This window comes from Bradyrhizobium sp. YCK136, assembly GCF_044570075.1.
GTDB lineage: Bacteria > Pseudomonadota > Alphaproteobacteria > Rhizobiales > Xanthobacteraceae > Bradyrhizobium > Bradyrhizobium diazoefficiens.
Map to the genome: position 1 here is coordinate 7,030,298 of NZ_CP172424.1, position 13,003 is coordinate 7,043,300.

Annotated in this window: 11 protein-coding genes and 3 pseudogenes; 12 read left to right on the top strand and 2 right to left on the bottom strand. The window is 65.1% G+C overall.

Translation table 11 applies throughout. The features are described from left to right. Positions 1 to 88 precede the first annotated feature (88 nt). The 6 genes and pseudogenes from ACFLEY_RS33945 to ACFLEY_RS33970 form a co-directional block, all read left to right on the top strand. On the top strand, positions 89 to 412 hold the full coding sequence (locus ACFLEY_RS33945) for a Dabb family protein (RefSeq protein WP_028175559.1): 324 nt from the start codon (positions 89 to 91) through the stop codon (positions 410 to 412). Beyond that, the gene (locus ACFLEY_RS33950; RefSeq protein WP_060910950.1) at positions 409 to 1,488 is read left to right on the top strand and encodes a maleylacetate reductase; all 1,080 of its coding nucleotides are present in this window, start codon (positions 409 to 411) and stop codon (positions 1,486 to 1,488) included. The genes ACFLEY_RS33945 and ACFLEY_RS33950 overlap by 4 nt, the downstream gene beginning before the upstream one ends. A 4-nt stretch (positions 1,489 to 1,492) precedes the next feature. Continuing rightward, positions 1,493 to 2,866, top strand: a complete 1,374-nt coding sequence (locus ACFLEY_RS33955) for an amidohydrolase family protein (protein ID WP_060910949.1) — start codon at positions 1,493 to 1,495, stop codon at positions 2,864 to 2,866. 21 nt (positions 2,867 to 2,887) lie between these two features. After that, positions 2,888 to 3,790 (top strand): NAD(P)-dependent oxidoreductase, encoded by a 903-nt coding sequence (locus tag ACFLEY_RS33960; RefSeq protein ID WP_060910948.1) that lies wholly within the window; start codon positions 2,888 to 2,890, stop codon positions 3,788 to 3,790. A 15-nt stretch (positions 3,791 to 3,805) separates the two neighbouring features. Then, on the top strand, positions 3,806 to 4,690 hold the full coding sequence (locus tag ACFLEY_RS33965; protein WP_060910947.1) for an intradiol ring-cleavage dioxygenase: 885 nt from the start codon (positions 3,806 to 3,808) through the stop codon (positions 4,688 to 4,690). A 60-nt stretch (positions 4,691 to 4,750) separates the two neighbouring features. Beyond that, positions 4,751 to 5,758 (top strand): annotated as a pseudogene (locus ACFLEY_RS33970) (FAD-binding protein); the annotation flags it as partial. On the opposite strand, the gene ACFLEY_RS33975 reads toward ACFLEY_RS33970, so the two are convergent. Further along, positions 5,751 to 6,815 (bottom strand): IS630-like element ISRj1 family transposase, encoded by a 1,065-nt coding sequence (locus ACFLEY_RS33975; protein WP_026192128.1) that lies wholly within the window; start codon positions 6,813 to 6,815, stop codon positions 5,751 to 5,753. The pseudogene ACFLEY_RS33970 and the gene ACFLEY_RS33975 overlap by 8 nt on opposite strands. Before the next feature lie 42 nt (positions 6,816 to 6,857). Between ACFLEY_RS33975 and ACFLEY_RS33980 the strand changes: the two are divergent. The 6 genes and pseudogenes from ACFLEY_RS33980 to ACFLEY_RS34005 all read left to right on the top strand — a co-directional run. After that, positions 6,858 to 7,265 (top strand): annotated as a pseudogene (locus tag ACFLEY_RS33980) (FAD-linked oxidase C-terminal domain-containing protein); the annotation flags it as partial. After that, positions 7,262 to 8,785 (top strand): sugar ABC transporter ATP-binding protein, encoded by a 1,524-nt coding sequence (locus tag ACFLEY_RS33985; RefSeq protein WP_060910944.1) that lies wholly within the window; start codon positions 7,262 to 7,264, stop codon positions 8,783 to 8,785. The pseudogene ACFLEY_RS33980 and the gene ACFLEY_RS33985, both read left to right, overlap by 4 nt. Next, a pseudogene (locus ACFLEY_RS33990) lies at positions 8,778 to 9,728 on the top strand (ABC transporter permease). The gene ACFLEY_RS33985 and the pseudogene ACFLEY_RS33990 overlap by 8 nt, the downstream one beginning before the upstream one ends. Continuing rightward, entirely contained in the window at positions 9,725 to 10,702 is a 978-nt protein-coding gene (locus ACFLEY_RS33995) for an ABC transporter permease (protein WP_011085460.1), read from the top strand. The pseudogene ACFLEY_RS33990 and the gene ACFLEY_RS33995 overlap by 4 nt, the downstream one beginning before the upstream one ends. A gap of 42 nt (positions 10,703 to 10,744) precedes the next feature. Beyond that, positions 10,745 to 11,719: a sugar ABC transporter substrate-binding protein gene (locus tag ACFLEY_RS34000; protein WP_060910943.1), complete on the top strand. Its 975-nt coding sequence runs from the start codon at positions 10,745 to 10,747 to the stop codon at positions 11,717 to 11,719. A 76-nt stretch (positions 11,720 to 11,795) separates the two neighbouring features. Next, a complete protein-coding gene (locus ACFLEY_RS34005; protein ID WP_011085458.1) occupies positions 11,796 to 12,083 on the top strand; it encodes a YciI family protein in 288 nt (95 codons plus the stop codon). Positions 12,084 to 12,577: 494 nt separating this feature from the next. Here the strand turns inward: ACFLEY_RS34005 and ACFLEY_RS34010 are convergent, their stop codons facing one another. Further along, positions 12,578 to 12,928, bottom strand: coding sequence for a hypothetical protein (locus ACFLEY_RS34010; RefSeq protein WP_060910942.1), 351 nt, complete (start codon positions 12,926 to 12,928; stop codon positions 12,578 to 12,580). Positions 12,929 to 13,003 lie beyond the last annotated feature (75 nt).

Sequence of the window (13,003 nt, forward strand, 5' to 3'; positions counted from 1 at the left end):
AGACTTACAAGTATTGGCCTTTATTTCCGTATCCCGCAAGCCAAAATGGCCCCAACACAAGCAAGATGACAGGCGAGGAAACTGGGAAATGTCGGGCCGGATCAGGCACATCGTGATGTGGCGGCTGCGCGGGGAGACCCCCGAGGAGCGGTCCGCCGCCCGGGCCAAGGTCAAGACCCTGTTCGAGGGCCTGCGCGGCCGGATCGACGGCCTCACTCATATCGAAGTCGGCCTCGACGTCAGCGCTGTCGATTACGCCTGCGACGTCGTGCTGTTCTCCGAATTCACCGACCAGGCCGCGCTTGCGGCCTACGCCACCCACCCGGAGCACCTGCGCGTGCGCGAGGCGCTTGGCGACTTGCGGATCGGCCGCTTTCAGGTCGATTATCCCATCAAAGAGACCGGCGCATGATCGGTTCGTTCACCTTCGAAAACCTGCCCTGCCGCGTCGTGTTCGGCAGCGGAACGTTGGCTACCGCCAAGGCCGAGGTGGAGCGACTCGGCGGCAAGCGCGCACTGGTGCTGACGACGCCGCAGCAGGAGGCGCAGGGCAAAAGCTTAGGGACCGCGCTCGGCCCGATTTATGCCGGCATCTTTCCGGGTGCGACCATGCATACGCCGGTTGACGTTACCGAACGGGCGCTCGCGGCGATGAAGGCGTGCGATGCCGATTGCGTCGTCTCGCTCGGCGGCGGATCCACGACGGGCCTCGGCAAGGCGCTCGCCTTGCGCACCGGCGTCAACCAGCTCTGCATCCCCACCACCTATGCCGGCTCTGAGATGACGCCGATCATCGGCCAGACCGAGAACGGCCTGAAGACCACGGTGCGCGATGCGGCCGTGCTGCCGGAGACCGTGATCTACGACGTCGATCTCACCTTGACGCTGCCGGCGAGCCTGGCTGCGACGTCAGGCATCAACGCGATCGCGCATGCGGTGGAGGCGCTTTATGCGCGCGACACCAATCCCGTAACCTCGTTGATGGCGGAAGAAGGCATTCGCGCGCTCGCGCGTGCCCTGCCCGCCATTGCCGCCAGAAGCGACGATCGCGAGGCCCGCACCGAGGCGCTCTATGGCGCTTGGCTGTGCGGCGTCTGCCTCGGCACGGTCGGCATGGCGCTGCATCACAAGCTCTGCCACACGCTCGGCGGCACCTTCGATCTGCCGCACGCCGAGACGCACACCATCGTGCTGCCGCATGCGCTGGCCTACAACGCCCCCGCCGTGCCCGAGGCGATGGCGCGCGTCGCGCGCGCGATCGGCGCGGCCGATGCGTCGCAGGGACTCTACGAGCTAGCGAAACGGCTGAATGCAAAACTGGCGCTACGCGATGTCGGCATGCCCGAGAGCGGCATCGACAAGGCGGCCGATCTCGCCGTCACCAACGCCTACTGGAATCCGCGGCCGCTCGAGCGAGGCGCCATCCGCGACCTGATCGCGCGCGCCTGGGCCGGCGAGCCGCCTGTTACCACCAAAGCTGTGGCTTGAAGCGATGCGGCGCACGCTGATCAGATCCGCCACCATCATCAGCATGGATGATGCTATCGGCGACCTCCGCACCGGCGACGTGCTGGTCGAAGGCAGCCGCATCGTTGACGTGCGGCCGTCGATCGACCTCGGCAGCGGCGCGGCCGAGACCGAGATCGTCGACGGCAAGGGGCGCATCGTCATCCCCGGCCTCGTCAACGCGCATATGCACACCTGGCAGACGGGCTTACGCGGCTATGCCGCGAACTGGACGCTGCTAGAATATTTCCGCCGCATGCACGCCGGGCTCGCGACCGTGTTCCGGCCCGACGACATCTACATCGCCACGCTGGTCGGCGCGCTGAACCAGATCAATTGCGGCACCACCACTCTGGTTGACTGGTGCCACAACAATCCGACGCCCGATCACACCGATGCCGCCGTGCGCGGCCTGATCGAGAGTGGCATCCGCGCCGCGTTCTTCCACGGCTCGCCCAAGCCGGAGCCGAAGCCCGGCGAGCCGCATTTCTCGGAAGTGCCGCATCCGCGCCGCGAGGTCGAGCGGCTGCTCGCCGGCCCCCTCGCCGACCGCGACGGTCTCGTCACGCTCGGGCTTGCGATCCTCGGTCCGCATTATTCGACGCTCGACGTCGCCATGCACGACTTCCGCCTGGCGCGGGAGCTGAAGCTGATCGCTTCGATGCACCAGGGCGGCGGTCCGGCCAAGACGCCGGATGGCTGGGAGAAGCTGATCGCGGCCGGCCTCGTCGGCGCCGGCGTCAATATCGTCCACGGCAACGATCTGCCCGACGATCTCCTCGATCGGATGGTCGATCTCGGCGTGTCGTTCTCGGTCACGCCCGAGAACGAGATGATCCAGGGCCACGGCTTCCCGATCACGGGACGGCTGCTGAAGCGCGGCGTCCGGCCGACGATCGGCATTGATCTGGAATCCGTGCTGGCCGGCGATCTCTTCTCCGCCGCGCGCGTCGCGCTGTCGATGCAGCGGGCGCTCGACAATGCGGAGTCGCGCCGGGGCAGCGGCACCATTCCTGCGACCACCACCATCCCCGTGCGCGAGGCGCTGCGCTGGATCACGATGGAAGGCGCCCGCATGCTCGGCCGGGAGAGCCAGATCGGCTCGCTGACGCCGGGCAAGCTCGCCGACCTCGTCATCATCAACGCATCCGATCTCAATCTCGTCCCGGTGCACGATCCCGTCGCGACCGTCGTGATGCAGACGAGCCTCGCCAACATCGAGTCCGTCATGATCGGCGGCGCCTGGAAGAAACGGGACGGCCGGCTTCTGGTCGAGGGGCTGGAGGCGAAGAAGGAGCTGCTGGCGCAATCGGGCCGGCGGCTGGTGCAGGATATCGAACGACAGGGACGCGCCGCCTGAAGGCGCCAATGGACAACAACAATGACTGACGCTTTAAAACATGTCGCGTTCATCGGGATCGGCAAGATGGGCCTGCCGATGTCGCAGCTCGTCGCCAAGGCCGGCTATGCCGTCACCGCGTTCGATCGGAGCGCGGCACGGACCAACGAGGCGCGCACACAGGGCATTTCGATCGCCGCCTCACCGGCCGAGGCCGTAAGCGGCAAGGAAGCGGTCATCACGTCGCTGCCGGACGACGCAGCCTTGCGCGGCGCGTTGCTCGGTCCCACCGGCGTCATCGCCGCGATGGCCCCCGGAGCCGTTCTGATCGAGACCAGCACCGTGAGTGTCGAAGCCTCCACCGAAGTTGCGGCCAGCGCGCAGGCGCGCGGCGTTCTCTATCTGCGCGCGCCGGTCTCCGGCAACGCCAGCATCGTCCACACCGGCGCGCTGACCTGCTTCGTCTCGGGTCCGAAGGACGCCTTCGACAACGCAAAACCGTTGTTCGCCGCTTTCACCCGCGCCCAGACCTATCTCGGGCCCGGCGAGGAGGCCCGTTACGCCAAGCTCGCGGTCAACCTGATGATCGCGGTGTCGGCCGCGATGATGGCGGAGAGCCTGGCGCTGGCGCGCAAGGGCGGCATCGCCTGGCAAGACATCCTGAAAGTGCTCGACGACAGCGCGGTGGCCTCGCCGATGGTGAAGTACAAGACCGCGCCGCTTCGAACGCGGGATTTCGAATCGACCTTCTCCTGCAAGCAGATGGCCAAGGACCTCGATCTCATTCTCGGCGCCGGCCACGCCGTCGGCGTGCCGCTGCAGCTCGCTGCCCAAGTGCGCGAGACCTATGGCTCGCTGGTCGCGCAGGGCGACGGCGAGGCCGACTTCATCGCGACCGTCAAGCATCTCGAGCGGCTGTCCGGCCTCGGCGAACCGAAGCTCTGATCAACGGAGACATCCATGCGTAACTTCAACGAGACCACGATCACGGAGGCGGTGCTGGAGCGGATCGCAAGCGCAACCGATCCGCGCATCAAGCAGGTCAGCGAGGCGCTGGTGCGCCACCTTCACGCCTTCGTCCGCGAGGTCCGCCCGACCCAGAAGGAATGGGAATACGGCATCGACTTCCTGACCCGCACCGGCCACATGTGCGACGACAAGCGCCAGGAGTTCATCCTGCTGTCGGACACGCTCGGCGTCTCCATGCTGGTCGACGCGATCAACCACCCGGTGCCGGAAGGTGCGACCGAGACCACGGTGCTCGGCCCGTTCTTCGTCCAGGCCGCGCCGGAGAAGGACATCGGCTCCGACATCTCCGGTCCCATGGAAGGCGATCCCATGCTGGTCACCGGATCGGTCTCGACCGTCGACGGACGTCCGCTGGCGGGCGCCGTCGTCGACGTCTGGCATTCCGACGATGACGGCTATTACGACGTGCAGCAGCTCGACCAGATCGGCGATCTCGCGATGCGCGCGCGCTTCCACACCGACGCCAATGGCCGCTTCCATTTCTGGTCGATCAAGCCGGCCGCCTATCCGATCCCGCATGACGGCCCGGTCGGCGAGATGCTGGAGGTGCAGGGCCGCCATCCCTGGCGTCCGGCGCATGTGCATTTCATGATCTCGGCGCCCGGCTTCGAGCAGCTCGTGACCCATGTGTTCGTCGCCGGCGACAAATATCTCGACAGCGACGTGGTGTTCGGCGTCAAGGACAGCCTGATCCGCGAGTTCGTCCGCCACCCGGCGGGCCGTGCGCCGGATGGTCGCATGGTGGACACCGACTATTTCCATCTCAACTACGATTTCGGCCTGAAGCAGGTTGCGAGCAGCGCAAGAGCCGCCTAAGCCGAACCACAACGCAGCGGACCGGCAAGAGTCCGTCATCGGGGCAGACAGGGAGCAAGGATGGGACCGCGGGTCAGCACAGGAGCATTGGCCGATCGCCTCACCGGCATGATCGGCCCGCGCGCGAGCGTCGCGCGCGGCGTGCTCGATCAGCACGGCCAGAGCGAGTCGCATTATCGCAATTTGCCGCCCGACATCGTCGTCTTTCCTGAAACCACGCAGGAAGTGGTCGACATCGTCAAGCTGTGCGCAAGCGCGGGCATGCCGATCGTCCCGTTCGGCGCCGGCACCTCGCTCGAGGGCAATGCGGCCTCCGTTGCCGGCGGCGTCTGCTTCGACTTCGCGCGCATGAACAAGGTGCTCGCCGTGCACGACAGCGACATGGACGTCGTGGTGCAGCCCGGCATCACGCGAAAGCAGCTCAATGCGGAGCTGCGCGGCACCGGCCTGTTCTTCCCGATCGATCCGGGCGCCGACGCCTCGATCGGCGGCATGACATCGACGAGGGCCTCCGGCACCATGGCGGTGCGCTATGGCACCATGAAGGACAACGTCATGGCGCTGGAAGTGGTGCTGGCCGACGGGCGCGTGATCCGGACCGCCAGGCGCGCCCGCAAATCGGCCGCCGGTTACGACCTGACGCGCATGTTCGTCGGCGCCGAAGGCACCCTCGGGCTCATCACCGAGATCACGTTGAAGGTGCATCCCGTGCCGCAGGCGATCTCGGCCGCGGTTTGCAGCTTCGACACCCTGCATAATGCCGTGGACACCGCGATCTCCGTGATCCAGTCCGCGATCCCCGTGGCGCGCATCGAGCTGCTCGACGACGTCATGATGCGCGGCATCAATGCCTACGCAAAGCTCGGCTATCGCGAGGCCCCGACCCTGTTCTTCGAATTCCACGGCTCCGAGGCCTCCGTCGCCGAGCAGGCCGAGGCCGCAGAGGCGATCGCCGCCGACCATGGCGGTCATGGCTTTGCCTGGGCCAAGGCGCAGGAAGACCGCAGCCGGCTCTGGCACGCCCGCGACAACACGCTCTATGCGGGCCTAGTACCCGGAATCAGAGCTGAGTGATACGGCGGCCTTTGAAACGGCGTTGACGGACCTTTTTCTTGGTCCAGACGAAGGGCTCGGCTCTGTCGTTGTATGCGTTGACGTAGGCATCGATGTGTTCCTGAAGCTGCTTGAGGCTCGTGAAGGAGGTGCCGCTGAGCGACTGCCCCTGCAAGATGGAAAACCATACTTCGACCTGATTGAGCCATGACGCACTTGTCGGCGTGAAATGAAATTGCACGTTGGGGTGGGCCTTGAGCCAGTCCTCGTTCTTTTTATGGGTGTTGAGGTTGTCGAGGATGACGTGAAGCTTGCGGTTCGGAAAAGCCGCGGTGACGCTGTTCATGAAATCGAGAAACTCGACGCGGCGCCGGCGTTTTGAATGGGTCGCGATGATCTTTCCGGTGGCGACTTCGAGCGCCGCAAACAATGTTGTGGTGCCATGCCGCTTGTAATCGTGGCTTTGGCCGGTCAAGGCGCGGCCATTGGGCAACTTCAGATAACCCTGCGCTCGCTCCAAAGCCTGGATCGAGGGCTTCTCGTCCACGCACAGCACAATGGCCTTCGCCGGCGGCGCGACATAGAGGCCGACAACATCGGCGGCTTTGGCCGTAAAGTTCGGGTCGTTGCTCTCGCACCAGGACTTGCGAGCCACCAGGTCAATCTTGTGGCTGCGCAGGAACCGCCAGACATATTGGACATCGACATCGCCCAGCGCCTCGGCCAGCAGGGGGCCGGTCCAGCGCGCAAACCCTTGCGGTGGCGGCTTATCCAGCAGCTTCAGAATCCGCTTGTCGGTCGTCTTCGTATAGATCGGCTGCTTGCCAGGCCGCGGCTTGTCTTGCAGCCCTTCAAGGCCATGGTCGGCATAGCGATGCCGCCAAAGGCTGACAATCCGCGGCTGGACCCCAACTTCCTTGGCGATCGACCGGGTGCTGCGCCCATCCGCCGCCAACAGAACTATCCGCGCCCGCTTCAAATCGCGCTGCAACGTCACCGGTGAGCGACAGCACGCCTCAAGCACCTTGCGATCTTTCCTCGAAAGGTGGACTTCTCTTGCTTCGGGTATCATCCCGACCTTGAATCACGACTCACGTTCCAAGAAAAGTGGGTACTAGGCCTCCGGCCCGGCGCGCGCGCCGTGATCACCGATGTCTGCGTGCCGATCTCGCGGCTGGCGGAATGCCTGACCGAGACGCGGCGCGATGCGGACGAGCACGGCTTCACCGCGCCGATCGTCGGCCATGTCGGCGACGGCAACTTCCACATGCTGATCCTGATCGATCCGGCAAAACCGGACGAAGCTGAGGGCGCCAAGGCGCTCCAGGCCCGCATGGTCGCCCGCGCCATTGCCATGGACGGCACCTGCACCGGCGAACACGGCATCGGGCTCGGCAAGATCGACTATCTCGCTGACGAGCTCGGCGAGGCCGTGGATGTGATGCGACAGATCAAGACCGCGCTCGATCCTGATGGACTGATGAATCCCGGAAAGATCTTTGCGAGCGGAGCCAAGGCATGAGCGACGCGCTTCCGATCGAGGTCACCTCACCCACGCCACTGCTCGAGCTGCGCGGCATCAGCAAGGAGTTTCCCGGCGTCAAGGCGCTGGATGACGTGTCCTTTGCCGTCTTCCCCGGCGAAGTCCATATGCTGCTCGGGGAGAACGGCGCCGGCAAGTCGAGCCTGATGAAGGTGCTGTGCGGCGCCTACAGCGCCGATGCCGGCGAGTTCTACTACAGGGGCGAGAAGGTCGCGATCGGCTCCGCCGCGGATGCGCAGAAGCTCGGCATTGCCGTGATCTTTCAGGAGTTCTCGCTGGTCCCCCATCTAGACATCGCCCAGAACATCTTCCTCGGCCGCGAGCCGAAGGGCCGCATCCCCGGCACGATCGACCGGCGCAAGATCCTCGCCGACGCCAAACGCGTGCTCGGCACCATCGGCTTCGACATCGATCCCTCCACGATCGTGGACAAGCTCGGGGTGGCGCAGCAGCAGATGGTCGAGATCGCCAAGGCGATCAGCCAGAACGCCCGCATCCTCGTCATGGACGAGCCGACCGCGGCGCTGTCCGACCGCGAGACCGAGCTCCTGTTCGCGCTGATCGCGCGGCTGAAAGCCGACGGCGTGTCGATCGTCTATATCTCGCACCGCATGGCGGAGGTGTTCGCGCTCGGCGATCGCATCACGGTGCTGCGCGACGGCCGCCGCATCGACGGCGTCCGCCCGGCCGACGTCACGCCGGACCAGCTCGTCCGCATGATGGTCGGACGCACCGTCGACATGACCTATCCGCGCAATTTCGCCGACAAGCCCGGCGAGGTGCTGCTGCAGGTCAAGGGCCTGAGCTCCTCGACCGGGATCTCCGACATCAACATCGAGGTGCGCCGGGGCGAGATCGTCGGCCTGTGCGGCCTGGTCGGCTCCGGCCGCAGCGAAGTCGCGCGCGCCATCTTCGGCGCCGATCCCGTCAGCTCCGGCGAGATCATCTTCGACGGCAAGACCATCTCCGGCGAGCCTGATCTCGCCGCCCGCCGCGGCATCGCGCTGATCCCGGAGAGCCGCAAGAGCGAGGGCCTCGCTCTGCTGCGGTCGGTGAGCGACAATCTGGTGGTGTCGGCGCTGCGAAAACTGTTCCCGAGCGGACTGTTCGACCAGCGTTCGGCGCAGCGCACCTCCGACGGCCTGATCCGGCAGCTGAGGATCGCGACGCCCAGCGCGCGCCAGACCGTCGGCCTGCTCTCGGGCGGCAACCAGCAGAAGGTCGTGATCGGCAAGTGGCTGGCCGCCGGCTCGAAGCTCTTCATCTTCGACGAGCCGACGCGAGGCATCGACATCGGCGCCAAGTCCGAGATTTTTGCGCTGATCGACCGCCTGGTCGCGGAAGGCGCCGCCGCACTGATGATCTCGTCCGAGCAGGTCGAGATCTGCCATGTCTGCGACCGCGCCTATGTGATGCGCGAGGGCCGCATCGCGGGACACCTGACGCGCAACGAACTGACCGAGGAGAACATCGTGCGACTGGGGATGCATCATGCGTGAAGCTGCGGTCGTTTCCGAGCCCAATCCGCTGCAACGCATTCCCGGCGTTGCCATCGTGCTGGTGCTGCTGATCGCGCTGTTCAGCGCGATCGCACCCGGCTTCCTGTCGGTCGCCAACCTCTCCAACGTGCTGGTGCAGTCGACCATCCTGACCATGCTGGCGCTGCCGATGACCCTGATCATCATGACCGAGGGGCTCGACCTGTCGATGGGTGCGGTGCTGACGCTGACCTCGCTCTGTGTCGCGATCGTATCGCTCGCGACCAAGTCGATGCTCTTGGGCTTAGGTGCCGGCCTGCTGGTCGGCGCCGCCTTCGGCACCGTCAACGGCTGGCTGGTCGCCATTCTCGGCATTCCGCCATTCGTCGCAACGCTCGGCACGCTCGGCATGGCCCAGGGCCTGTCGCTGATCGTCAGCGACGGCCAGAGCGTGGTCGGCATTCCTCACAGCGTGCGCGACATCTACTCGGCGACGCTACTGGGCGTGCCCGTGCCGATCGTGATGGCGCTGGTGACTTACGCCGCGTTTCACGGCCTGCTCTATCACACCCGCTTCGGCACCTACATCTTCGCGCTCGGCGGCAACCGCGAGGCGCTGCGCTATGCCGGCCTCTCACCGAACAAGCTGCTGATCGCGGTCTATGCGCTCGGCGGCGCCATGGCCGGCATCGCGGGCCTGTTGATGACCGCGCGGATGAATTCAGGTCATCCGACCGCGGGCCTCGGCCTTGAATTCGATGCGATCGCAGCGGTCGCGGTCGGCGGTACATCCTTTGAGCGCGGCAATGGCTAGCTGCTTGGCACGTTGCTCGGCGTGATCGCGGTCGGCGTGCTTCGCAATGGGCTCAACCTGATCTCGATGCCTTCTTCGGTGCAGGTCGCAAGCGTCGGCGTCCTCGTCATCGTCGCACTATTCCTCGACGGCCTGCGGAGCCGCGCATGACCGACATCACCAAGGAGGCGATCGTGCCGCCCCGCTCCTTCCTGTCGCAGGACGCGATCCAGGTGTTCTATCGCCTGCTCGCGGCGCTGCTGATCTGCGCCGTGCTGGCCGTGCTCAGCGATTCCTTCCTCAGCCTCGGCAACATCCTCAATGTGCTCCGGCAGGCGAGCCTGACCTTCTTCATCGCCTCCGGCCTGACGCTGGTGGTGCTGACCGCGGGCCTCGATCTCTCCGTCGGCGCCAATGTCGCGCTGTCGGCCTGTATCGCCGGAACCGTGATCCACAAGACCGGCTCGCCGGCACTCGGCATCCTCACCGGCCTTGCCTGCGGCGGTATCGTCGGCCTTCTCAACGGTGTCATGGTCACCGCACTGCGCATCCCCTCCTTTATCGCGACCTATGGCATGCTCTGGGTGTTGAACGGCCTCACCTACTGGTACATGGCGGGCGAGACCCTTCACGGTTTTCCGGCAGGCTTCCGCCAGATCGGCAGCGGCTATCTGTTCGGCCTGCCGATCCCGGTCTACCTGCTGCTGGTCTTCCTCGGCATCGGAACGCTGTTTGCCCAGCGCACGATCTGGGGCCAGGAGATCTACGCGATCGGCGCCAATCCGGTCGCGGCGCGGCTCTCCGGCATTCCGGTCGCGCGGCGCCTGCTGCTGGTCTATGCCGTCTCCGGCACCATGGCGGGGCTCGCCTCGATCATCTTCCTGTCGCGGCTCAATTCGGCCGAGGCCGACATCGGCGAGAGCCTGACGCTACCGGCAATCGCGGCCGTGCTGATCGGCGGCACCTCGCTGTTCGGCGGTGTCGGCACCGTGTTCGGCACCTTCATCGGCGCGTTGATCCTGACGCTGGTGCTGAACGGCATGAACCTGCTCTCGGTCAGCGCCAACTGGCAGCCGCTCGTCACCGGCGTCATCGTCATCCTCGCGGTCTGGCTCGACATGAAGACCCGCCGCCGCGCGCAATGAGTTCCTAGAGTTCCAACAAGCAAAATGAGGGATGGAGGCAACATGAGACTGAAACTGGGCTATCTGGCGCTGCCACTGCTGATGGCGGCCGCGATCACCACCGAGGTGCGTGCCGACGGCGAGACCATCGCCGTCTTCACCAAAAACCAGACCAACCCGTTCTTCCAGACGGTGCGGGTCGGCGCCGACAACATGGCGAAAGCGCTGAACGCGAAGACGCTGCAGTACATCCCGACCAAGCCGGACTCGATCCCCGAGCAGCTCAGCCAGATCGAGGACGTCGTGGTGAAGAAGCCGAGCGCCATCGTCTTCACGCCGGTGGACTACAAGGCGATGGTGCCGGGGGTCGAGAAGATCAACGAAGCCAAGATCCCCGTCGTCAACATCACCGACCGCTCGGCCGGCGGAAAATTCCTGTCCTTCGTCGGCGCCGACGATTACAGCCTTGGGCTGGAAACCGCACGCTTCCTGCTCAAGACGCTGGGTGGCAAGGGCAACATCGTCATCATCGAGGGCGTCAAGGGCTCCCTGACCAATGTCGACCGCGTCCGCGGCTTCAACGACGCGCTGAAGGAAAACGCGGGCGCCAAGCTGCTGGCCTCGCAGCCCGGCAACTACCAGCGGCTCCAGGCGCTCCAGGTGATGGAAAACCTGATGCAGTCGAATTCGCAGATCGACGGCGTGCTGGCCGCCAACGACGCCATGGCGGTCGGTGCGATCGAGGCGCTCGACGGCGCCAACCGCAAGGCGCAGGTGATCGGCATCAACGGCACCAAGGAGGCGATCGACGCGATCAAGTCCGGCAAGCTGCTCGCGAGCGGCGATTACGACGGATTTGCGCAAGGCTGCCTCGGCACCATGATGGCGATCCGCTCCTTGCGTAGTCAGCCCGTCATCGGCGAGATCGTGCTGAAGCCGACCGTCATCACCAAGGACAATTTCCAGCCGTTCGACGTGCCGCTGGAGCAGCGGACCTGCCCGACCTTCGAGGACGCCGGCAAGCTCGCCGCCAAGTAACCCAACCGATCATCACAAGCACGGACGGCCGCACCCGCGGCCGTCCCAAGAAGACCAAGACATAAACGGAGACACCATGCTGTTCGCCATTCATGCCATCGACCGCACCGGCGCGCTGCCGACCCGGCTCGCCAATTACGACGCCCACAAGACCTTCCTCAGCGACACCTCGCGCTTCGGCGTCAAGATCGTGATGTCGGGGCCGCTCGTCTCCGACGACGGCGCAACCATGATCGGCAGCCTGTTTCTGATCGAGGCGCCGGGCCGAGCGGAGGTCGAAGCCTTCAACCGCGCCGATCCCTTCGCCGCGGCCGGCATCTGGGACAAGGTCACGATCACGGGCTTTCTACGCCGCCAGGGTTGAGCGGCCTTGGCAACACTGCACCAGGCAACCCGCCGCGCAGTAGTCATATTGACATCTCTGATGGTCTTGCTGCTCGTGCCGTTATTCGGTGAACAGATCAGATTTCGATCGTTTGCGCTGCCTAGCGACAGACCCATACTCCGTTCACCAGCACACGGGCGCATGCCGGCGCCACGACGGTGGCCGCAGCGCCTGCCGCTACCGCGCCGCCCACGACAGCGCGGCGCGTGGTCCGTCGCGCGACTCCGGCAACACTTGCGGGCGTCGATACCCTCGCCTGCGCGCTGTCGACCGAAAATGACGGACCACGCTCGTGCGACCATTGCACGGAACCGATCGCGGCGACGGCAATAATGGCAGCTCCAAAGCACCAGTTTCTGCAGGTATGTTTCATGGTCGACCTCCTTCTTCCGTTGTTGAATCGCTATTCGTTTCGAGTCTTGCGCCCAACAGCGACGGGCGCACCGATGGCGAAATTTGCCACCTGCCGTCTCTTACCGGCGAGAGCGCGGCGGTGGCGGGACGGGCCCCAAATCGCGCTGCCAGATGGTGCCATTGTCGAACTGAATGAGCATGCCATCCGGCGAATAGACCGCACTCTGGTTGAATGCGTCGATCCAGATCCGGGTTGCCGGCCAGTACCAGTCGGGCCACGCGCGGGACGGCTGCCCCGCTTCCGTCAAGAGATTAAGTTCAGTCCCGTTTTGGGTAATGTAAGCCGGCAAATTTCCCCGGCATACTCGAACACATTTGTAGATGCCGGTCAGATTGATCAACTGGGCTGACACAAGAGTCGGCGCAAGCGCAGCTGTCATCACGGCGACAACGATCGGAAAATGTTTCATACAAATCACTCCTTCGTTCAAATGATCAGGAGAGCCCCTGGCGAATGGGCTTCCAGTAGGAGCTAGCTGCGCTCC